The organism is Streptomyces flavovariabilis, assembly GCF_000725785.1.
GTDB classification, from domain to species: Bacteria; Actinomycetota; Actinomycetes; order Streptomycetales; family Streptomycetaceae; genus Streptomyces; species Streptomyces hawaiiensis.
On sequence record NZ_JNXD01000006.1, the window covers coordinates 467797 to 487620 of the forward strand.

The window sequence follows — 19824 nt, forward strand, 5'->3', positions numbered from 1 at the left end:
GAGAGCCGCCCGTGACCCCACACCCCGCCGCCCCGTCCCGCCGCACACTGCTGCGCGCCCTGGCCGCCCTGCCCGCCTCGGCGGTCCTGCTCGGCGAAACCCCCGGGCTGCTCGGCAGCGCCCTGGCCGCCGCACCCCCGAACGGCTCGGCCACCCGCTACACCATCGTGCCGTTCCTCAACAGCGACGACGGCACGGTCAACGTCTACCAGTCGGACGACGCCACCGACTTCCGGCTGCTGCGCTCCTCCGCGTACACGCCACCCGCGAACCGGATCCGCGACGCGAGCGTCATCAGACACACCGACGGCTACTACTACGTCACCTACACCACGCACACCTGGCAGGACACCAGCAGGACCATCGGCTTCGCCCGCAGCTCCGACCGCGTCAACTGGACGTTCCTGTACGACTACACCGTCCCCGTCGCGAACCTCTCCCGCGCCTGGGCGCCCGAGTGGTTCGTCGACGGCGACGGCAGCGTCGGCATCATCGTGTCCTGCTCCACCGCGAACGACGAGTGGATCTTCACGCCGTACCTGCTGAGGGCCACGAACTCGGCGCTCACGGCGTGGAGTTCACCTGTCGCGCTCTCGGGCATCGGTGCCAACCACATCGACACGTTCATCGTGAAGATCGGCTCGACGTACCACGCCTTCCCCAAGAACGAGACGACGAAGTACATCGAGTACGCCACCGCCTCGAACCTCACCGGCCCGTACACGATCCGCCGGACCGGCGACTGGGCGGGCTGGGGCAGCTACCGCGAGGGCCCGGCCCTGGTGCGGCTCGACAACGGCGGCTGGCGGATCTTCTTCGACGGCTACGGCGACGGGAACTACTACTACTCCGACAGCTACGACACCTTCGCCACCTGGACGGCACCGGCCGCGCTGCCCGGGATCTCCGGCACGGCACGGCACTTCACGGTGGTCAAGGAGACGGTCCCGGGCGGCCCCAGCCTGGCACGGAACGTCACCCGTTCCTTCCGGTCGGCCAACTACTCGACCCGCTACTGGCAGCAGCAGTCCGGACTCCTCAACCTGCCCGTGGTCAGCGGCTCCAGCACCACCGCCGAGAAGCAGGCCGCCACCTTCACGGCCGTCGCCGGTCTGGCCGACGGCAGCGGCTGCTCCTTCCGCGACGCGGCCGGCAACTACCTGCGCCACTGGGACTTCCGCGCCCGCTTCGATCCGAACGACGGCACGAGCACCTTCGCCAGGGACGCCACGTTCATCCTCCGGGCCGGCGCGGCCTCGGGCTCCGCCCGCTTCGAGTCGTACAACTACCCGGGCCGCTACCTGCGCCACTATGGCTACCAGCTCCGCGTGGAGCGCTCCGACGGAACGGACCTGTTCCGGCAGGACAGTTCGTTCGTGCCGGTGGCTGCCTGGGCGTGACCCGCACCCCATGTCCGCCGTGCGGACCGCGGATCAGCGCAGTCCGGCGAAAAGATCGTTCTCGGGTACGGCCGCGCCGGTGGCGTCCTGGACCCGTACGAAGGTCTCCATGCCCATCAGCTCGCCGAACCTCTCCTTGCCCATCTTGAGGAAGAAGATGTTCTCGCCCTGACTGGCGTGCGCGGCCAACGCGTCGAACTTCTGACCACTGAACGCGGTGGTGTCCACCCATGTGGTGATCTCATCGTCGGGGAGGCCGATCTCGGCCATCGCGGCGGCTTCGGCAGGATCCGGCTCCGGCATGTCCTCATGAAACTCGCGCATGATCTCGCCGAACCGCCGCATCATCGAGCGGGGCATCGTCGTCCAGTACACCTTCGGTGTCAGCGCGGTCATCTCCAGCGCCGCCATCGTGATGCGGTGGGCCTGGATGTGGTCGGGGTGGCCGTAGAAGCCGTTCTCGTCGTAGGTGACGACCACATCGGGCCGGTAGTGCCGCATGAGGTCCGCGAGTCGGGCCGCACCTTCCTGCACGGGGGTCTGCCAGAAGGATCCGGGGGCGTCGTTGCTCGGCCAGCCCGTCATCCCGGAGTCGGCATAGTCCAGCATCTCCAGATCGCTGACCTTCAGGACGTCACAGCTCGCTTCGAGTTCCTGACGGCGCATCAGGGCGACCGCCGCCGGATCGTGCCCGGGATCGCCCGGCTTGACACCCCCCGGCCCGTCACCGCAACCGCCGTCGGTACACGTCACGAGAACCGTGCGGATGCCCTCCGCCGCGTACCGCGCGAGGACTCCTCCGGTTCCGGTGGCCTCGTCGTCAGGGTGGGCGTGTACGGCCATGAGTGTCAAGGGTCGGTCAGTCATGAAACAGTCCTCCTGCAGAAATATGGACCCGTGCGGCGCCGGTCCCCCGGTCGATGCAACCGTTCCGGCCGGACCGGCTGTTCCCGGCGGGGCCGCTCGGCTTCCAGGTGTCGGCGTTTCCACGCGAACGAGGTGCAGGCGCGACCTGCATTCTGGGTGCTGTGACGGCCTGGGCGCAGGGCCGGCACACGGCGAAGCCGGGCCACCACGGTTGCCCGTGGGGCCCGGCCGGAGGGGGGTCAGCGCGTGAAGGTGACCCGATGTTCCTTCAGGGAACCGCAGTTGGAGCCGTACACCTGCACATACGTGTTGGCGATGCTGCCGCCCCAGTCCACGCAGTGGCCCTTGCCGTAGACGTACGTCGGTCCGGCGTACGACGAGAAGAGGCCCTCGTCGTAGTGGCTCTCCTCGGTGTCCGGGACGTAGATCCAGGCGGACATGTTCACGGCCTTGCCCGGGTTGTTGCGGATGGTCGCGACGCAGTTCTGGCCGTTGGAGGCGTTGTAGGTCAGATAGACGGTCCCCAGCGAGCCGACGGTCGCCGAGTTGACCGTCTTGTAGCCACTTCCGCAGACCTTCTGCGGGGTGGTGTTGGGCGCGGCCGAGGCCGGCGACGCCAGGGCGGTCATGGTCCCCACGGACAGTGCCGCCACGGCGGACGCGGCCAGGACGGAACGGGTGAATCGCATATTTCCCCCTTGCAACTCTTCGAGGTGGTTGCTCCTGCATGGTGTGACCCTCGGGGTGTCCAAAGGGTTGTGCGTCAGTTCGCAGGAAAATCAGGGGAGTTGAGGACGGCTGCGGGCGGAGGCCCCGTCCCGTGACCGAGGGTGGCCGAGCGTTCCCAGTCCTCGACCCTTTTACTCGCGAGTCACGTATGGCACACGCGAGATCCAGAGGATCTGTGCAGGGGTGTCACACAGACTGCACACCGCCCTTTCAAAGTCTCGTTAGCGTTACGGCTCGATCCCACGTGCGAACGTGACCAGGGCGCGGCCGGCGAGCCGCCGGAACAGCCAGATCGGGAAAACCACACATGGACTACTGCTCCTCGTGCCGTCGGCACCTCAACGGCGCCTTGGTCTGCCCGGGGTGCGGCGCCTACGCCCCGGACATCGACCCCCGTGCCGCCGACGGCCCTGTCCGCCCGGCCCCCGCGCACGCCACGGCCCCGGGCGGACCGGCCGCCTGGGAGCACCCGGCCGCCACGGACACCTGGCACGACGGCACCGTCTGGGACGAGACCCCCGCGCGTACGCAGCAGGGTCCCGGTGACGGCTCGTCCGACGGGTACGGCTCCCCTGACACCGGCACGGCCGAGGGCTTCGAAGCCCGGCCGCAGGGGCGGGCGGCCCGTCGCCGTCAGATGGCCCGCTGGAAGAAGAACCAGCGCCGGGCCGTGGTCGCGACGGCGGTCGCGCTCGTCGGAGGCGGTCTGACCGTCGCCGCGATGAACGGGAACGCGAAACCCGGCACGCAGGCGGCCGCGACGCCGCAGGACTCCGCCATGGGCGGCGCCGCGGGGGAGGCGCCGACGTACACCGAACCGACGTCGAGCCAGGCCGACACCCCCCGCTCCGCGCCCACCCCCACGGCCCCGTCGCACGCCGACCGCGCCTCACGTCACCAGCAGTCCCGGGCCGCCGATCCCCGCACCATGCCGGCCGACACGCGGACGGACGCGGCCGCCGCGCCCCGCGAACTGCCGCTGACGACCGCGCCCCGGCGGAAGACCGTCCCGGACACCGTCGACACGGCCACCGGCACCGCGGGTTCGTCCGTGTCGAAGGCCACCGAGCCGACGACGCCGCCGACCGCCGGGTCCGGCTCCGACACGGACGCCCAGCAGCCGGCGTCCCCCTCGACACCCCCGCCCGCGGCGGCCACCGCGCCCGGGACGACTCCCTCCGACGCGAAGCCCAAGGAGCTCTGCCTGCTCGTCATCTGCCTCGGCTGAGGGCACGCGGGCGCCGAGAACCGGTGGCCGCGCGCAGCCGCCCTGCCGGACCGGAACCGCGAGACCCCGTACGACCGTCTCCGAGCTCGTCGCGCAACGCCCGGAAACCGCCCCCTGAGGCGGCCCGGCCGGCTCCGCGGCAAGCGGAAGCCGACCGTACAATCCTCGCGACCAAATCGGGGGCGACATCAGCGGGGGAGTCCGCGTGGAAACGATCATCGTGCAGTTGCCCGGAACCACTCCATGGGGTGCGGGCGAGACGGGCAGTCCCGAACTGATCCACCTGGGGCCGGGCGACATCGCGGACTTCGGACGCGGCGGAGCGGGAGTGCGCATCGTCCTGACCGACCCCGGCATCTCCCGCCGGGCCGGGCAACTGGAAGCGGCGGGGGACTACTGGCGGCTGTCCAACTTCAGCCGCAGTGTGTCGTACGTGGTGGAGAACCTGGAGGGGGCGGGCGAGTACCTCACCGTCGCACCCGGGCGGCTCGGCTCGCCCGTGCCCTTCGAGTTCTCCCGCGTGGTGCTGCCCGCCCTGTCGGGTACCGCCACGTTCAAGGTGTTCGCACCCCAGCATGCCTATCTGGGTGAGCAGTCCGTGCCGGGCGGCGGCGACCAGACCGTCCACCCCTTCGCCCTGGACCCGACGTCGAAGTACTTCCTCGTCCTGGTGGCCCTGTGCGAACCGCGCCTGCGCGACCCCTCCGACTCGGCACTGCCCGGCGTCGGCCAGATCGTGGAGCGGCTGCGGCCGCTGGAGTCCTGCCGGGACCTGACGCGCTCCGCGGTCAACTACCACATCGACTACCTCGCCTTCGCCAAACTGCGCCTGGACCTCGGCGAGGAGGCCACGGCCGCGGCCGACGGCGGCCGTACCGGCGCCAAGCGCACCCGGCTCGCCTCCCTCGCCCTGCGCTTCGGCCTGGTCCGCGAGGAGCACCTCGGTCTGCTGCCGCCCCGCGGCGCCGGCCGCCTCGCCGACCCGCAGGAGGCCGGCGTATGACGACGCCGGACGAACGGGACGACGAGCTGGAAGCGCCCCGCCCGCCCGGCCTCCCGGAGGGCTTCCGCATCGAAGGGTGGGAAGTGGGCGCGGTCATCGGCTCCGGCGGCTGGGGGACCGTGTACGAGGCCCGTACCGTCGCCGACGGCACGACCGTCGCGGTGAAGGTCCTCCCGACCGGCGCCCTGGGGCCCGGGCAGCGCGAGGCGCTCGGTGAACTCGTGGCGCGGGAGGTCAGGTTCAGCGCGGAGGCCGACCACCCCCACCTCGTCCGCACTCACGCCGTGTGCACGGTCGAGGCACCGGAACTGCCCGCCCTGGACGGCGCGATCGCGCTGGTCATGGACCGGGCCGAGGCCAGCCTGAAGGACGCGCTGGACGCCGCCGGGACGGGCGGGCCGATCACGGACGCCGACCGCGTCCTGCGCGGAGTCGCCGCCGGGCTCGCCCACATGCACGACGCCGGATGGGTGCACGGTGACCTCAAACCCGCCAACGTGCTGCTGGGCCCGGGCGGCCAGGTGTGGCTGGCGGACTTCGGCCTGGCCACCGAACTCGACGGCACGCACGCCCACTTGCCGCCGCTCGGCACCCTCGACCACCTGCCGCCCGAGTGGTGGTCCCAGCGCACCGGCACCAAGGGCGCCGTCGTCCGGCCCACCGCCGACATCTGGGCCTTCGGCGTCCTCGCCCACCAGGTCCTCACCGGCGGACTCCACCCCTTCCCGGGCGCGACGGCCCGGGCCCGGTCGCTCGCCGCCCAGACCTACGCACGCGGCACCGCGCCCCTGCGGCTCGACGCCGGCCTCGGCGAGGACATGCGCCGGCTGATCGCCGACTGCCTGGCCCCGGACCACGCCGCCCGTCTCCCGCACACGGCCGACAGCGTCGCCGCCCGGGTCGAGGCCGCCACCGGCGGCCCGCACCGCCGCCGAAGACGCCTGGTGCCCGCTGCCGCGGCCGGGCTCGTCGTCCTGGCCGCCGCCGCGGTCGCCGGGGCGGCCCTGCTCGGCGGAGGCGGCGACACCCAGGACGACGACCTGGACCGCGACACCCCCGTCGTCACCGGTACGCCCAGCCCGCCGGCCGGTGAGATCCCCGAGAACTCCGACGTACCCGAGGCGCTGCGCCCCGTCATCGCCCGCGCGGCCCACCGCTGCACCGACGAGGAGATCACGCCCGCCCTGCTCGCCGCGCTGATCAAGGCGGAGAGCAACTTCGACGCGAAGGCCTCCCGTCCGGAGAGCGAGGAGTACGGCATCGCCATGTGGACGCCGTCGGTGTTCCGGGCCTGGGCCGTCGACGGGGACGGTGACGGCGACAAGGACCACATGTCGCCGCCGGACGCGATCGCCACCATGAGCCTGTACGTGTGCTGGCTCGACCAGCGCTTCAAGCAGGCCGGGCTGCCGAAGAAGGACCTTCCCGCGCTCGTCGCGGCCGGCTACCGCACCAGTGACCGGACGGTCATCGAGGAGCGCGGCGTACCTGAGCGGGTACGGCCGCACGTGGACACGGTGCTGCGCTACCTCGCCGAGTACGAGGGCTGAGCCGCACGAAAGCGAGCGGTGGGCGGGGCCTCGGCCCCGCCCACCGCTCGTCCCCCGTTCCCGTCACGGCCGCGGCGAGCCGCACTCCGGGACGTTCGGCAGCCGGTTGTCCGGCGAGCTGATGTAGATGTTGGACATGTAGCCCCCGTACTGGGGCAGATAGGCCCACCACTCGTTGGTGTAGGGCGGCACGTCGACCACCTGGCCCCGGGTCTGGCAGCCCACCAGCACCTCGACCCCGGCGGGGAGCCGGGTGATCCGGTCGTCGCCCGTGGTCGGGCCCTCGCGGACGCTCACGAGCTCGCCCCAGGTGCCGAACCAGGTCCCGGCGGGCCGTACCCCGCCCGGCACGTTCAGCGAGCGGGTCAGCCGGCCGATGTCGGTGTACGCCTTGCCGTACGACGTGCCGACGGGGTGCAGTGTCAGCACGGCCACGATCGTGCGGTCGTCCGCGCCCACCGTGCCGGTGGTGTGCAGGGCGGGGCGGGTGAGGTCCACGCCCGCGGCGGCACGGGGGGCGGGGGCGGCCGACTCCGCCTGCGTTCGCGCGGACTCCGCCCCGGAGCCGCACGTGCCGTTCCCGTACTTCCCGGCCCAGCCCTGCTTCACCGCCCAGGGCCGGTCGAAAGACCCCGCGATGCCGAAGTGCTGGTCGAAGTGGTCGGTGGAGGAACAGCGGGTGGAGCGCCGCAGGTTGTCCATGATGAAGGTGCGAACGGGCGCGGGCGCCTTCTCCAGGATGTACCGGTAGACCGCCACCGTGTCGCGGGCGGACATGGCCGTGTAGCCCCAGTAGCCCGCGTACTCGGCGGGCGGCGCCGCCGTGTCGCGCAGACCGAGCGCAGGCCGGTCGAGCATCCGCTTGATGATCGCCGAGCCGCCGTACGTCGACCAGTAGTGGTTCGCGGCGTCGTCGTCGCTTCCGCGCAGCATCGGCTCCAGCCGGGCGCGGTCGGCCGCGGGGATGGTGTAGTCGGGCCCGCGGTTCCACAGGAAGTCAAGGGCCAGCAGGAGCTTGACGACGGAGGCGGACCGGAACTGCGCGCTGTCGTTGACCTGTTCCGTGAACGTGCCGGCCTCGCGGTCGAAGACGGCGACGCCGGCGGTGACACCGGCCGGGATCTGGGCGGCTTCGGAGGACGGGACGGTCCCGGCGGCCCGTTCCGTGCGGGGGTGTGCCGCAGCACCGCTCGTGAGTGACGCGACCGTGACGACGGCCGCGAGCGCGGCGGCGCCGCGCAGGAGCATGCGCATGGTTGCCCTTCCTGGATCGGCCGGTTGTCCGACGGGACCTTGGCCCACGGCGCCACGATAGGAGCCCGGGCCGGCGGGCGGTCCTGACGAATGTCAGGGCTCCGGCAGACCAGAGCGACCTGCGGCTTCGACCCTGATAAGTGTCAGGTGTCGGCGGTGCGTGACGCCCCGTACGGTCACGACCAGCGAGCGACGGCCGACCCGAGGGCCGGTCGCCGCGCACGACTTCACCCGCCGACACACGAAAGAGGGCTCATGAGCCGCCGATCACTCACGACAGTGCTGGCCGCGGGGGGCGCCGCCGCGGTGATGGCGTTCCTTCCGGCCACCGCCCAGGCCCAGCCGTTCTCGGGCGGCAACTACGGGCTTTACGGCATGGAGGGGCAGTACCCGACCACTTCGTTCTGCACGGGCACGTTCCGCCAGATCGGGCCCACCCAGTACGCCGAGGGCATGGCCCTGAAGTACTTCTACTCCGACAAGTGCGGCTCGTTCGCCCGGATCGAGAACTCCCGGCCCGGCTGTGCGGCCGTGCTGCAGCGCTCCGACAACGGCGCGGGCCGCAACGACGGCTGGGTCTCCGAGACCGTCGACTCCGGCATCAACTACGCCTACACGAAGATGGGCAACAACCTCAACGGCCGGGTCTCGCGCGCCCTGCTCTCGTGCGACGGCCACGACCTGGTGAACACCGGCTGGTACTGAGCCGCACCGGACGCCACACGCCTGCGGCCGGGTCGTGCACGCGCTTGCCGCGCGTCCGGCCCAGCCGCAGACGTCGGTGGGCGCACTTCGGACACGGCCGAAAACCGCTCGACGACCCGCTTGCCCCCTGTCTACGATCACCGCGCGGCATCGCGTGCCGGTCACCGCCCGGGTGAGGCATGGAGGCGCCGCGGAGATGCCCGTGGAGGCATTCAACCGTGTCAGTCGAGTTCAATCACACCATCGTCCTGTCCCGAGACCGGGAGAAGTCCGCTCACTTCCTCGCGGAGATCCTGGGACTGGAGGTCGGGGCACCGGCCGGTATGTTCCTGCCGGTGACGACCGCCAACGGCGTCACGCTGGACTTCCTCACCATCGACTCCGACATCCCCATGCAGCACTACGCGTTCCTCGTCTCCGAGGACGAGTTCGACGAGGCCCTCGCCCGCCTCGTCAAGGTCCGTGTCCCCATCCAGGCCGACCCGCGCGGCGAACACCCGCGCCGTATCAACCGCAATGACGGCGGCCGGGGCGTCTACTTCCTCGATCCGGCGGGCCACGGCCTGGAGATCATCACCCGTCCGTACGGCACGGATCCGGCCTCCGAGCTGAACGGGGTCACCGAGGACGTGCCCGGGGCGGTCTGAGCCCGAGCCCGGCCGGTTCGGGGCGGAGGCGCTGCCGCTTCCGTCCCGGACCGGCCGAGCGGGCCGTGGCGGTCAGCCGCCGTCCGGCTCCACCGCCGCGGGGGCCTGTTCAGGACCGGCCCCCGGCGCGGGACCGCGGCGGGGAAGCAGCAGCGGCGTGGCGAGGAGCAGGACACCGGCCAGTGCGATGGCCGTGCGGGGGCCGGTCCGGGCGGCCAGAACGCCCCACAGGGCGGTCATCGTCGCGGTGGTGGCCTTGCTGGTGGCCGACCAGGCGGACAGGGTGCGGGTGACCCGGCCCGTGGGGGTGCGGTCGAGGCGGTGCGTGGCGAGGACCGGGTTGTAGACGGCGCAGCAGGTGATCAGGCCGAACTCCACCAGCATGACCAGGGCCAGGCCGGGCGTGCCGGGGCCGGTGAAGGCCAGGCCGATCGGCCAGCAGACCCGGAGAACCCCCGCCGCGAGCAGGACCCGGTGCGAGCCGTGGCGCGCGACGAGGTGCGGGGCCAGACGGGAGCCGAGCAGGCCGCCGGTGCAGGGCACCGCGAAGGCGAGGGCGTACTGCCAGGGCGCGAAGTGCAGGTCGTCGACCATCAGGATCAGCAGCGGCGGAGACGCCGCCATGATCAGGGAGTTGACCAGGAGGGTGTTGAAGAACAGCGGGCGCAGTTCCGGATCGGCCAGGATGTGGCGCCAGCCTTCCAGCAGGTCCCCGGCCCGGGTCACCGTGGGTTCCGGTCGTGGACGCTGCTTCTCGGCGTCGCCGATCGCCCGGATGCCGAACGCCGACAGCAGATAGCTCGCCGCGTCGGCCACCACCGTCGCCACGGGGCCGAACAGGCCGATCGCGGCTCCGCCCAGCGGCGGGCCGACCATGCTGGCGGTCCAGGTCGTCGCCTCGAACCGTCCGTTCGCCACGAGCAGGTCCTGCCGCGGCAGCAGGTCCTTCAGGAACGCCCCGGCCGCCGCGTTGAAGGTGATGTCGGCCGCCGCGACGGCCACCGACACCAGCACGAGCTGGCCGAAGCTCAGCCGGCCCAGCGCGAAGGCCGCGGGGATGCTCAGCAGCACCGCGCACCGGACCAGGTCCGTCGCCATCATGACCGGCCGTTTGCGGCGGACCTCCACCCACGGCCCGAGGGGTACCGACACCGCGGCGCCGACCGCCGGTCCCACCGCGGCCAGCAGCGACACCTGCGTCGGTCCGGCGTCCAGCGCCAGGACCGCGATCAGGGCGAACGCGTCGAACGCGAGCCATGTGCCGGCCGTGCTGACCGCGTACGCGCCCCACAGCCACCGAAACCGCCGCCCCAGCGACCGTCTGCCCGCCATCCCCGGCGCACTCCCCGCTCTTTTGGACAACCCGGTGTTGTCCGGGAGTCATCCAAGCGAGAACCCGAAGTGCCGCGCAAACAACCGCCCGGCATCCGTGCCACAACCAACCGTTGTGGCGTGACGGCAGTCGGGGTGCGGGGTTCAGCGCTGGTACAGCCCCACCAGCGTCCCGTCCGCGAGGCGGCGCTTCCCGGCCTCCTCGTGCACCTGGTCCGCGCGCGGCGCGTCGGGCAGGACACACGGTTCGGACAGGGCGTAGAGCCGGAAGACGTAGTGGTGGGCGTCGTCCCCCGGCGGGGGATGGGGGCCGCCCCAGCCGTGCTGCCCGTAGCCGTTGACGAGTTCCGTGCCGCCCGGTGGGCTCTGCCCGGCCTCGACGCCGTCACTGTGCGGGTCGATGCCGACCACGACCCAGTGCGCGAAGGTGCCCGACGGGGCGTCGGGATCCTCGCACAGCAGGACCAGTTCGGCCGCGTCGTCCGGTACACCGCTCCAGGTCAGCGGGGGAGAGACGTTCGGTCCCTCGTACGCGTGCCGACGCGCGATGAAGGAGTGGTCGTTGAACGCGTTGCTGCTGAGTTCGATGCCGGTCATGCCGCCCGGGGTACCCCCGAGGGCGCCGGGGCACACGGTTGGGGGCCGAAGCCCCTGGGTACCCGGCGGGGCGAGCCGAACGAGGCGGGGGAGTGAGGAACCCGACGATGTCTCCCCTCGCAGAGAACCCCGCGGACGAAGCCCGGCAGGACCGCCGCGCCCCCGCCCGCACCGCCCGGCTGCGCAGCCGCCTCCCCGAGCCCGACGAGGAACCGGACCTCCTCGGCCAGTACCTCGCGCAGATCTCGGCGACCCCGCTGCTCACCGCCGAGGACGAGGTTCGGCTGGCCCGGCGGATGGAGACCGGCCTGCGGGCGCTGGCGGAACTGGACCTGGCCGACGCCGGTGAACACGACCTCGCGGCACAGCGGCGCCGGGAACTGGAGGAGGCCGTCCGCGACGGGCAGGCGGCCAAGGACCACATGGTCCGGGCCAACCTCCGGCTCGTGGTGTCGATGGCCAAACGCCACGCCCATCGCGGCCTGCCGCTGCTGGACGTCATCCAGGAGGGCAACCTGGGGCTGATCCGGGCCGTGGAGAAGTTCGACCACACCAAGGGCTTCAAATTCTCCACGTATGCGACCTGGTGGATCCGCCAGGCGATCGAAAGGGGACTCGCCGCGCACGCGCGCTCCGTCCGGCTGCCCATGCACGTCGTGGAGCAGCTGCAGAAGATCGCCAAGGTCGAGCGGCGGCTGCGCCTCGACCTGGAGCGTGAGCCGAGCGTCGGGGAAGTGGCCCGGGCCAGCGGCTTCGCCGAGGACCGGATCGGCTGGCTGCGCCACGTCGGGCGGGACGCCGTCAGCCTGGACACGCCGGTGGACGAGAAGGGCGAGACCGTGGTCGGCGACCTCATCGCGGACACCGAGGTGCTCCGGGCCCCGGAGGTGGCCGAGTTCCGGGCGCTCGCCGAGGAACTCCGCGAGGCCGTCGGCACGCTCGCGCCCCGCGAGGCCATGATCCTCAGCCTGCGCTACGGGCTGCACGACGGTCACACCCGCACCCTCACCGAGGTCGCGCGGCGCGTCGGTCTGACCCGGGAGCGGGTGCGCCGGCTGGAGAAGGAGTCGCTCGCCCGGCTGCGGGAGCCGGGCAACCGCGAACGGCTGGTGGCCTGGGCGGGCTGACTCCTCACCACCCCGCCGGGGTCAGGCGTCGACCGTCACCGCACACGACCACCCGTACGGATCCGGCCCGATCCGCAGCCGGTTCCACGCCACCGCCGTCGGAACCGCTCCCGTGATCTCCACGTCCGCGATACCGGTGACCGCCAGCCGTACGTCCAGGCCGCCGTCGGCCTCGTCCGCCTCCACGTCCACGGGCACCTGCCCGTACGCCTCCAGCCGGAAGATGATCTCGTCCAGCAGCGAGGCGAGCAGGTCGTCGTCGCTGGCCTCGGACAGCCGCACCCGGTCCACGGCCGTGGGCCGCACACCGGAGACGTCCGCGAAGGACTCCACCATCGCCAGGACGGCCTCGGCCAGACAATGCTCCCGGCATGCCGCCCACGCCTCGATCCGGATATCGCCAGGATGCGGCACCGCCCGGTGCCCGCACTCGCCCGGCTGCCGCCCTTGCCCGCCGTCGCCCGTGTCGCCGCCCATGAACATCACCTGCCCGAGGCTCGCCCACCCATGCGGCCCCGGCGCGCCGACGCCTGGATCAGACGGGCTCGTCCGCGAGGTACGGCGGCGCCGGGTCGTACTGGATGCAGCGCCGTACCGCCCGCGCGTGCTCACGGCCGTGCAGCCGCCCGACCAGCCACAACGCGCTGTCGATACCGGCCGAGACGCCCTGGCTGGTGACCAGGTTGCCGTCGACCACGTAACGGGCGTCCCGGACCACCGTCACATCCCCCCGCGCCTCCAGGGCGTCCTCGTGGCTCCAGTGCGTGGCCACCCGGCAGCCCCGGGCGGGTCCGGCGGCATGCAGCAGAAACGTGCCCGTGCACACGCCGTGCACCCACGCGGCCCGCTCCGCCGTCTTCCCGATCCAGCCGGTGACCACCGGGTTGTGCAGCTGGACCTCGCGCGCGCCCCGCCCACCCGGCACATGCAGCACGTCCAGCGGCGGATGGTCGTCGAGACAGTGGTCGGGCAGGACGCGCAGGCCCTTGTTGCAGCGCACGGGCCCGGGGTGCTCGGAGACGAGCACGGCCGTGTCGGCGCCGTCCCGGAGCCGGGCCGAGACGGTGAACACCTCCCAGGGCCCCACGAAGTCGAGCTCCTCGGCGTCCTCGAAGACCAGCAGGCCGTAGGTCGTCATGTGCTTGTTCCTTCCTCTGCGGAATCTGTCAGGGGTCCCGCGGTGGAGCGGAACCGGGCGCGGTAGTCCGACGGCGCGACACCGAGCCGGCGGTGGAACGTGCGGCGCAGGGTCTCGGCGGTGGCGAAGCCGCAGCGACGGGCGATGGCCTCGACGGGCTCGTCCCCGTCCGTGAGCGCCCGCCGGGCCGCCTCGACGCGTACCCGCTCGACGTACGCCGCCGGCGGCGCGCCCAGCTCGGCGGTGAAGCGGCGCTGCAGATGACGCGGGCTCAGCCCGGCGTGCGCGGCGAGGCCTGCGATGTCGTGCCGGGCGCCCGGATCGGCGTGGATCGCGGCGACGGCGGCCCGCACCGGGTCCGTCGCCGGCTGCCGCGACCAGAGCGCCACGCTGAACTGCGACTGGCCGCCCGGGCGGCGCAGGAACAGCACCAGCCGGCGGGCCACCTCGTGCGCGATGTCCCGGCCCAGGTCGTCCTCCACCAGGGCGAGCGCCAGATCCATCCCGGCCGTCACTCCTGCCGACGTCCACATCCGCCCGTCCCGGACGAAGACCGGGTCGCAGTCCACGCGCACCTCGGGATGCTCCCGGGCCAGCTGCTCCTCCCGCGCCCAGTGCGTGGTGACCCGCCGCCCGTCCAGCAGCCCCGCGGCGGCCAGCAGGAACACCCCGCTGCACACCGAGGCCACCCGCCGGGCACCGGCCGCTGCGGCGGCGACCCAGGCGACCAGGTCCGGGTCCTCCCGGGCCCGGTCCACGCCCCGGCCCCCGACCACCACGAGGGTGTCCGTCCCGGCCGGGTCGAGGTCAGCGACGCCGTGCCCGGCGTGCACGAGCAGCCCGCTCTCCGAGCGCACCGGTCCGGCCCGGGGGGCCACGACCGCGCAGGCGTACTCGCCCGCGCTGTGGAACACCTCGTGCGGGCCGGTGAGATCGAGCGGCTGGAAGCCGTCGAAGACGACGAAGACGATACGGCGATCGGTCACGCCCTCACGCTCCAACGGCCCGCACCATGGCGTCAACGACACGCATCCCACAGATCGCGCCATGGGACGCCCACCGCGACGTGGGTACCACGGGAACCGGGGGAGAGGAGGCTGACGATGATCTCCCGGACGGTCACCCTGCCCGCCGGCCGCGCAGGCCTCATCGGCGATCTGACCCTGCCGCCCGACGCCCGCGCGCTCGTGCTGTTCGCGCACGGCAGCGGCAGCTCCCGGCAGAGTCCCCGCAACCGAGAGGTCGCCGCCGGACTGCGCACCGCCGGGCTCGGCACCCTGCTGATCGACCTGCTCACCGAGGAGGAGGAACGGCAGGACGCCCGCACCGCCGAACTCCGTTTCGACATCTCCCTGCTGGGCCGCCGGCTGGTGGCCGCCCTCGACTGGCTGGCGCGGGAGCCGGACACCTCGGGCCTGCCCGTCGTCCTGTTCGGCGCCAGCACCGGCGCGGGCGCGGCCCTGGCGGCCGCCGCGCAACGCCCCGACCGGGTACGGGCGGTCGTCTCGCGGGGCGGACGGCCCGACCTGGCGGGCGACGCCCTGGACGCCGTGCGGGCGCCGGTGCTGCTGATCGTGGGGGGCCGGGACGCGCACGTGCTGCGGCTCAACGAGGAGGCGGCCCGGCGCCTGCCCGTGCCGACCGCCCTCCACGTGGTGCCCGGCGCCACCCACCTTTTCGAGGAACCGGGGGCACTCGACCAGGTCACCGAGGCCGCCCGGCAGTGGTGCGACGAGCAGATACGGACCGCCCCGGGCCGCTGACCCGTCGGCGTGCATCGTCCGGCGAACCCGGGGGTACGCGGAACCCGGACCGGCCGGAGCCCCTCTCCGTGCGGGAAGCAGAGGTGACCGTCATGCGGTTCCGTGATCGCCGGCAGGCCGGTGAGGAACTGGCCGAAACACTGCGCACCCGGCAGCGCGAGGGCGCCCTGCCCGATCCCCTCGTCCTCGCCCTGCCCCGCGGCGGTGTCGCTGTGGCGCGCGAGGTCGCCGACGCGCTGGGCGCCCCGCTCGACGTGCTCGTCGTACGGAAGATCGGGGCTCCCCACCAGGAGGAGTTCGGGGTCGGCGCGATGGCCGGGGACGAGGTGCCGCTCCTCGACGAGGACGCCCTGCGCCACCTCGGTGTCGGCGAGGCCGCCCTCGCCCCCGTCATCGAGCGGGAGCGCGCCGAACTGCGGCGCCGTGAGCGGCTGTACCGGCAGGGCCGGCCCGCCCCGGACCTGCGCGGACGGACCGTGATCGTCGTCGACGACGGCCTGGCGACCGGCTCCACGGCCCGCGCCGCGCTGCGCTTCGTACGCCGTCAGGCACCCGGGAAGGTGCTGCTGGCCGCGCCCGTGTGCTCCCCGGAGGGGGCCGGGCTGATGCGCGCCGAGGCCGACGAGGTGATCTGCCTGCACCTGCCGGCCGCGTTCATGGCCGTGGGCCTGTGGTACGAGAACTTCGACCAACTGACGGACCAGGACGTCCTGGAGGCGCTGCACGTGCAGCTGTGATCCATTGTTCACCTGGCAGGACTGGCGGAAACAAGCCACACGGACGACGATGTCCCTTCCCCACACCTGCATCAGGAGTACCAAGTGAACGTCTCGCTGTCCGTGTGGCTGCTGACCGTGGCAGCCCTGTGCGTGCTCGTCGCCGTCGACTTCTTCATCGGCCGCAAGCCGCACGACGTGTCCATCAGGGAAGCCGGGACGTGGTCGGTGGTGTGGGTCGTCCTGGCCGTGCTGTTCGGCGTGGGGCTGTGGTACTTCGGTGGGAGCGGGCCCACCGGCGAGTTCTTCGCCGGGTACATCACGGAGAAGTCGCTCAGCGTCGACAACCTCTTCGTCTTCGTCCTGATCATGGGGAAGTTCGCGGTGCCCTCGCAGTACCAGCAGCGGGTGCTGATGATCGGCGTCCTGGTGGCCCTGGTGCTGCGGGCCGTGTTCATCGCGGCCGGCGCGGCGATCATCTCCACCTTCTCCTGGGTCTTCTACCTCTTCGGCGCGTTCCTGATCTGGACCGCGTGGAAGCTCGTCCAGGACGCGCGCAAGCAGGACCACGAGGAGGAGTACCAGGAGAACAAGCTGCTGAAGATGGCGGAACAGCGCTTCGGCGTGGCCGACCGCTATCACGGCACGAAGCTGTTCATCACCGAGAACGGCAAGCGCATCATGACCCCGATGCTGGTCGTGATGCTCGCGATCGGCTCCACCGACGTGCTGTTCGCCCTCGACTCCATCCCGGCCATCTACGGCCTGACGCAGGACCCGTACATCGTGTTCACCGCGAACGCCTTCGCCCTCATGGGCCTGCGCCAGCTGTACTTCCTCATCGGCGGCCTGCTGAAGAAGCTGGTCCACCTCTCCTACGGTCTGTCGATCATCCTCGGCTTCATCGGTGTGAAGCTGGTGCTGCACGCGCTGCACGAGTCGGGCGTGCACGTCCCGGAGATCGGTATCCCGTTCTCGCTGGGCTTCATCGTGCTGGTCCTCGCCGTGACGACGTTCACCAGCCTGCGCGCGTCGAGGAAGCAGGAAGCCGAGGCGGCGGACCGGCCGGCCGCGGAGTCGCGCTAGCCGGCCGGGGAGTGCCCGTCGTCAGACGACGCCGTCCGCGCGGAGCGCCGCCACCTCCTCGGTGGTGCGGCCCAGTTCGGTGAGGATCGCCTCGGTGTGCTCGCCCACCGCCGGCACCGGGTCCATGCGCGCGGGCACGCCGGCGAGGTCGGCCGGCGGGAGCAGGGCCTCCACGGTGGCGCCCGGCACCTCGACCTCGCTCCAGCGGCCACGGGCGGCCAGCACGGGGTGGTCCAGGAAGGCGGCGACGTCATTGACCCCGGCGCAGGCGATGCCGATGCGCTCCAGGTCCTGGAGGATCTCGCCGGAGCCGGAGCGGGCGACACGCTCGGCGACGACGGCGTTGAGCTCCTCGCGGTGGCCGACGCGGTCGGAGCCGGTGGCGAACCGCGGATCGTCGGCCAGTTCCGGCCGGCCGAGGAACTCGCCGCACAGGGCCGCCCATTCCCGCTCGTTCTGGATGGAGAACAGCACCTCTTTGCCGTCCGCCGCCGTGTACGTCCCGTACGGCGCGATGGTGGCGTGCTGCGTGCCGAGACGCGGGGGCTGGGTGCCGCCGTGCCGCGTGTAGTAGGCGGGCTGGCCCATCCACTCCGCGAGCGCCTCGAACAGGGAGACCTCCACGGGGTGCGCCTCGCCGGTGGTGGCACGCGTGTACAGGGCGGTGAGGATGCCGCTGTAGGCGTACATCCCGGCGGCGATGTCGGCGACGGAGATCCCGGTCCGAGCGGTCCCTTCCGGGGTCCCGGTCAGCGACACCAGCCCGGTCTGGCACTGCACGAGCAGGTCGTAGGCCTTGCGGCCGGCCCAGGGACCGGTCGTGCCGTAGCCGGATATCGTGCACGGGATCAGGCCCGGGCGGCGCCCGGTGACGGTCGCGGCGTCCAGACCGAGGCGGGCGGCGGCGCCCGGGGCGAGGTTCTGCACGAAGACGTCGGCGCCGTCGAGGAGGTCGTGCAGGATCTCGTGGCCGCGGGGGTCCTTCAGGTCGAGGGTGAGGGACTCCTTGGAGCGGTTGAGCCAGACGAAGTAGCTGGAGTGGCCGTGCACGGTCGTGTCGTACCGGCGGGCGAAGTCGCCGCCGCCCGGCCGCTCCACCTTGATCACCCGGGCACCCAGGTCGGCGAGCTGCCGGGTGGCGTAGGGCGCGGCCACGGCCTGCTCCAGACTGACCACCGTGACCCCGGCCAGGGGATACCGCTGCACGCTCATGCCTCAAGCTCCTGAATCGTGTACGGGGGGCGCTCGGACAGTCTGCCGCAGGGAAGGGACGGCCGGGCGGGCCACCGGCGCGATCCCGATCACGCCGCAGGACGGTTCGGCGGGTGGCGGTGCCGGTGGGGTGCGGCCGTCATGGACGCGATGCAGGCCTTGGGCGGCCCGTGGCGGACGAGGCCGGGCGTGCGGCGGATGCGGCCGGGTGTACGGCGTTCACGGCCGGGCGTACGGCACTCACGGCCGGGCCAGCCGGCGCATCGCGAGGGCCAGTTGCAGCCGGAGCCGGCCCTGCGGGGTGCGTATCGGCCAGCCGAGAAGGTGCTCGGCGTGGGTGAGACGGTCCTGGAGCGTGGAGTGGTGGACGTTGATCCCGGCGGCGGCCGCCCGCAGGCTCGCCGTGAACGCGACCGCGTGCAGGGTGGCCGGCAACCACGGGGCGGTCGCTGCGGCGCTCTCCAGGGCACGGACGTCGGGCGGCGGCTCGGAGCCCGGCGCGACGAGATCGGCGAGGAGGGCGACACCGCCCAGCTCGTCGGCGTACACGACCCGCGGCCCGGGGTCCTGTGCAGTGCCCTCGGCGGTGAACCGCAAGGCGGTACGGGCCTCGGCCCAGGAGCGGGGCAGCTCCAGCACGGGGACGGCGGGGCCGACGCCGAGCCGTTCGGCGGGGGGACCGGTGCCGGAGCGCGGCCCGGCCTGTCCGGCTGCCGGGTCCGCGCGTTCGGTCCGGGCGGGGGCGCCGCCCGGACCGGCGTCCACGGTGCCGCGGAGAACGGTGAACGGGGGAGTGGCATCCGCACGCGCCGGACCCCGGGCCGGGACCGCCCCGGAGATGACCCGCGGCCGCTCGTTCAGCGGTGCGACGGCCCGGGCCGGGGCGGCGGGATCCAGCCCGAGGCGCCGGGCGGCGCGCACACGCGCCTGTTCTGGGGCGGTGGCGTCGAGCAGCGTCTCGACCAGCGCAGGATCGTCGGCCGGGGCCCGGCCTCGGGTCCGGTCGAGAACGCCCCGCAGCGCGCCGGCGGCCCGCTCGAGAATCACGGCGTCGACGACGCTGGGAGCGGCTTCGAGGGGCTCGGTCTCCACCCGCGTGGGCTCTGCGCGCACCGCGCCCGGCCCTGCCTCGGTCCGCTCCAGCCACAGCGCCCCGGCACCCTCGGGGCTCAGCGGCGCCGACGGCCAGGCGGGGTCCGGCGGGGGCCCGGCGTCTCGCCGGATGCCGTCGGCCTCCACCCGGACGTGCACGCGCCGCTCCGGATCCTCCAGCCGGGCCGGGCAGCCGGCCAGTACCGCGGCACCGCGCACGAGTGCCTCCACCCCGGCCCTGGACTCGGCCAGACGGTCGAAGTAGGCGATGACCCGGACCGCCGCACCGGCATCCGGATCGAGGGCGGTCAGCCGCCCGGCCAGCTCTTTCATGGGCCCATGGTGCGGTATGCGGCCCCGTTCGCGGGCGGTCGGCGT

The 19824-nt window shown here is 72.7% G+C and carries 20 protein-coding genes; 10 read left to right on the top strand and 10 right to left on the bottom strand.

Translation table 11 applies throughout. The features are described 5' to 3' along the window. The first annotated feature begins 11 nt into the window (after nt 1-11). Nucleotides 12-1400: a glycoside hydrolase family 43 protein gene (locus IO24_RS0114290; protein WP_031135657.1), complete on the top strand. Its 1389-nt coding sequence runs from the start codon at nt 12-14 to the stop codon at nt 1398-1400. A 33-nt stretch (nt 1401-1433) separates the two neighbouring features. Here IO24_RS0114290 and IO24_RS0114295 read toward each other — a convergent pair whose 3' ends face one another. Both IO24_RS0114295 and IO24_RS0114300 read right to left on the bottom strand, forming a co-directional pair. Then, entirely contained in the window at nt 1434-2267 is an 834-nt protein-coding gene (locus IO24_RS0114295) for a PIG-L family deacetylase (RefSeq protein ID WP_031135658.1), read from the bottom strand. Between the two features lie 239 nt (nt 2268-2506). Beyond that, nucleotides 2507-2956: a hypothetical protein gene (locus tag IO24_RS0114300; protein WP_031135660.1), complete on the bottom strand. Its 450-nt coding sequence runs from the start codon at nt 2954-2956 to the stop codon at nt 2507-2509. Nucleotides 2957-3303: 347 nt separating this feature from the next. Between IO24_RS0114300 and IO24_RS45155 the strand changes: the two genes are divergently transcribed. The 3 genes from IO24_RS45155 (at nt 3304) to IO24_RS0114315 (ending at nt 6777) form a co-directional block, all read left to right on the top strand. Further along, nucleotides 3304-4224 (top strand): SCO2400 family protein, encoded by a 921-nt coding sequence (locus IO24_RS45155; protein WP_031135662.1) that lies wholly within the window; start codon nt 3304-3306, stop codon nt 4222-4224. A gap of 205 nt (nt 4225-4429) precedes the next feature. Next, nucleotides 4430-5227, top strand: a complete 798-nt coding sequence (locus IO24_RS0114310) for a hypothetical protein (protein ID WP_031135664.1) — start codon at nt 4430-4432, stop codon at nt 5225-5227. After that, entirely contained in the window at nt 5224-6777 is a 1554-nt protein-coding gene (locus IO24_RS0114315; RefSeq protein ID WP_031135666.1) for a serine/threonine-protein kinase, read from the top strand. Before IO24_RS0114310 ends, IO24_RS0114315 begins: the two co-directional genes overlap by 4 nt. A 63-nt stretch (nt 6778-6840) precedes the next feature. Here IO24_RS0114315 and IO24_RS0114320 read toward each other — a convergent pair whose 3' ends face one another. After that, nucleotides 6841-8031: an SH3 domain-containing protein gene (locus IO24_RS0114320; RefSeq protein WP_031135668.1), complete on the bottom strand. Its 1191-nt coding sequence runs from the start codon at nt 8029-8031 to the stop codon at nt 6841-6843. Nucleotides 8032-8286: 255 nt separating this feature from the next. Here IO24_RS0114320 and IO24_RS0114325 point away from each other — a divergent pair, with 255 nt between their 5' ends. Both IO24_RS0114325 and IO24_RS0114330 read left to right on the top strand, forming a co-directional pair. Continuing rightward, nucleotides 8287-8736: a hypothetical protein gene (locus tag IO24_RS0114325; protein ID WP_031135670.1), complete on the top strand. Its 450-nt coding sequence runs from the start codon at nt 8287-8289 to the stop codon at nt 8734-8736. 218 nt (nt 8737-8954) lie between these two features. Further along, entirely contained in the window at nt 8955-9383 is a 429-nt protein-coding gene (locus IO24_RS0114330) for a VOC family protein (RefSeq protein WP_031135672.1), read from the top strand. A 72-nt stretch (nt 9384-9455) separates the two neighbouring features. On the opposite strand, the gene IO24_RS0114335 is transcribed toward IO24_RS0114330, so the two are convergent. Both IO24_RS0114335 and IO24_RS0114340 read right to left on the bottom strand, forming a co-directional pair. Continuing rightward, a complete protein-coding gene (locus tag IO24_RS0114335; RefSeq protein WP_031135673.1) occupies nt 9456-10715 on the bottom strand; it encodes an MFS transporter in 1260 nt (419 codons plus the stop codon). 144 nt (nt 10716-10859) lie between these two features. After that, nucleotides 10860-11312: a YbhB/YbcL family Raf kinase inhibitor-like protein gene (locus IO24_RS0114340; RefSeq protein WP_031135675.1), complete on the bottom strand. Its 453-nt coding sequence runs from the start codon at nt 11310-11312 to the stop codon at nt 10860-10862. Between the two features lie 107 nt (nt 11313-11419). Between IO24_RS0114340 and IO24_RS0114345 the strand changes: the two genes are divergently transcribed. Beyond that, entirely contained in the window at nt 11420-12439 is a 1020-nt protein-coding gene (locus IO24_RS0114345; RefSeq protein WP_031135677.1) for a sigma-70 family RNA polymerase sigma factor, read from the top strand. Between the two features lie 21 nt (nt 12440-12460). Here the strand turns inward: IO24_RS0114345 and IO24_RS0114350 are convergent, their stop codons facing one another. From IO24_RS0114350 to IO24_RS0114360, 3 genes are read right to left on the bottom strand one after another with little or no spacing between them, the layout of a single operon-like run. Further along, entirely contained in the window at nt 12461-12916 is a 456-nt protein-coding gene (locus tag IO24_RS0114350) for an archease (RefSeq protein WP_031135679.1), read from the bottom strand. 58 nt (nt 12917-12974) lie between these two features. Further along, on the bottom strand, nt 12975-13577 hold the full coding sequence (locus IO24_RS0114355; RefSeq protein WP_031135681.1) for a DJ-1/PfpI family protein: 603 nt from the start codon (nt 13575-13577) through the stop codon (nt 12975-12977). Next, the gene (locus tag IO24_RS0114360; protein ID WP_045297095.1) at nt 13574-14563 is read right to left on the bottom strand and encodes a GlxA family transcriptional regulator; all 990 of its coding nucleotides are present in this window, start codon (nt 14561-14563) and stop codon (nt 13574-13576) included. The genes IO24_RS0114355 and IO24_RS0114360 overlap by 4 nt, the downstream gene beginning before the upstream one ends. Before the next feature lie 117 nt (nt 14564-14680). On the opposite strand from IO24_RS0114360, the gene IO24_RS0114365 reads away from it, so the two are divergent. From IO24_RS0114365 to IO24_RS0114375, 3 genes are all read left to right on the top strand, one after another. Continuing rightward, nucleotides 14681-15340 (top strand): dienelactone hydrolase family protein, encoded by a 660-nt coding sequence (locus tag IO24_RS0114365; RefSeq protein ID WP_031135683.1) that lies wholly within the window; start codon nt 14681-14683, stop codon nt 15338-15340. Nucleotides 15341-15432: 92 nt separating this feature from the next. Further along, a complete protein-coding gene (locus tag IO24_RS0114370) occupies nt 15433-16077 on the top strand; it encodes a phosphoribosyltransferase (RefSeq protein ID WP_031135685.1) in 645 nt (214 codons plus the stop codon). A gap of 84 nt (nt 16078-16161) precedes the next feature. Continuing rightward, entirely contained in the window at nt 16162-17142 is a 981-nt protein-coding gene (locus IO24_RS0114375) for a TerC family protein (RefSeq protein WP_031135687.1), read from the top strand. A 21-nt stretch (nt 17143-17163) separates the two neighbouring features. On the opposite strand, the gene IO24_RS0114380 is transcribed toward IO24_RS0114375, so the two are convergent. Together IO24_RS0114380 and IO24_RS0114385 are read right to left on the bottom strand one after the other, a co-directional pair. Further along, the gene (locus IO24_RS0114380; RefSeq protein ID WP_031135689.1) at nt 17164-18354 is read right to left on the bottom strand and encodes a CaiB/BaiF CoA transferase family protein; all 1191 of its coding nucleotides are present in this window, start codon (nt 18352-18354) and stop codon (nt 17164-17166) included. Nucleotides 18355-18594: 240 nt separating this feature from the next. Further along, entirely contained in the window at nt 18595-19779 is a 1185-nt protein-coding gene (locus IO24_RS0114385; RefSeq protein WP_031135691.1) for a helix-turn-helix domain-containing protein, read from the bottom strand. Nucleotides 19780-19824 lie beyond the last annotated feature (45 nt).

Excerpts from the sequence above, each read along its gene's own strand:
- IO24_RS0114295 (WP_031135658.1), bottom strand. The coding sequence starts at position 2,267 with ATGACTGACCGACCCTTGACACTCATGGCCGTACACGCCCACCCTGAC.
- IO24_RS0114300 (WP_031135660.1), bottom strand. The coding sequence starts at position 2,956 with ATGCGATTCACCCGTTCCGTCCTGGCCGCGTCCGCCGTGGCGGCACTG.
- IO24_RS45155 (WP_031135662.1), top strand. The coding sequence starts at position 3,304 with ATGGACTACTGCTCCTCGTGCCGTCGGCACCTCAACGGCGCCTTGGTC.
- IO24_RS0114315 (WP_031135666.1), top strand. The coding sequence starts at position 5,224 with ATGACGACGCCGGACGAACGGGACGACGAGCTGGAAGCGCCCCGCCCG.
- IO24_RS0114320 (WP_031135668.1), bottom strand. The coding sequence starts at position 8,031 with ATGCGCATGCTCCTGCGCGGCGCCGCCGCGCTCGCGGCCGTCGTCACG.
- IO24_RS0114325 (WP_031135670.1), top strand. The coding sequence starts at position 8,287 with ATGAGCCGCCGATCACTCACGACAGTGCTGGCCGCGGGGGGCGCCGCC.
- IO24_RS0114335 (WP_031135673.1), bottom strand. The coding sequence starts at position 10,715 with ATGGCGGGCAGACGGTCGCTGGGGCGGCGGTTTCGGTGGCTGTGGGGC.
- IO24_RS0114340 (WP_031135675.1), bottom strand. The coding sequence starts at position 11,312 with ATGACCGGCATCGAACTCAGCAGCAACGCGTTCAACGACCACTCCTTC.
- IO24_RS0114345 (WP_031135677.1), top strand. The coding sequence starts at position 11,420 with ATGTCTCCCCTCGCAGAGAACCCCGCGGACGAAGCCCGGCAGGACCGC.
- IO24_RS0114350 (WP_031135679.1), bottom strand. The coding sequence starts at position 12,916 with ATGGGCGGCGACACGGGCGACGGCGGGCAAGGGCGGCAGCCGGGCGAG.
- IO24_RS0114355 (WP_031135681.1), bottom strand. The coding sequence starts at position 13,577 with ATGACGACCTACGGCCTGCTGGTCTTCGAGGACGCCGAGGAGCTCGAC.
- IO24_RS0114365 (WP_031135683.1), top strand. The coding sequence starts at position 14,681 with ATGATCTCCCGGACGGTCACCCTGCCCGCCGGCCGCGCAGGCCTCATC.
- IO24_RS0114370 (WP_031135685.1), top strand. The coding sequence starts at position 15,433 with ATGCGGTTCCGTGATCGCCGGCAGGCCGGTGAGGAACTGGCCGAAACA.
- IO24_RS0114380 (WP_031135689.1), bottom strand. The coding sequence starts at position 18,354 with ATGAGCGTGCAGCGGTATCCCCTGGCCGGGGTCACGGTGGTCAGTCTG.
- IO24_RS0114385 (WP_031135691.1), bottom strand. The coding sequence starts at position 19,779 with ATGAAAGAGCTGGCCGGGCGGCTGACCGCCCTCGATCCGGATGCCGGT.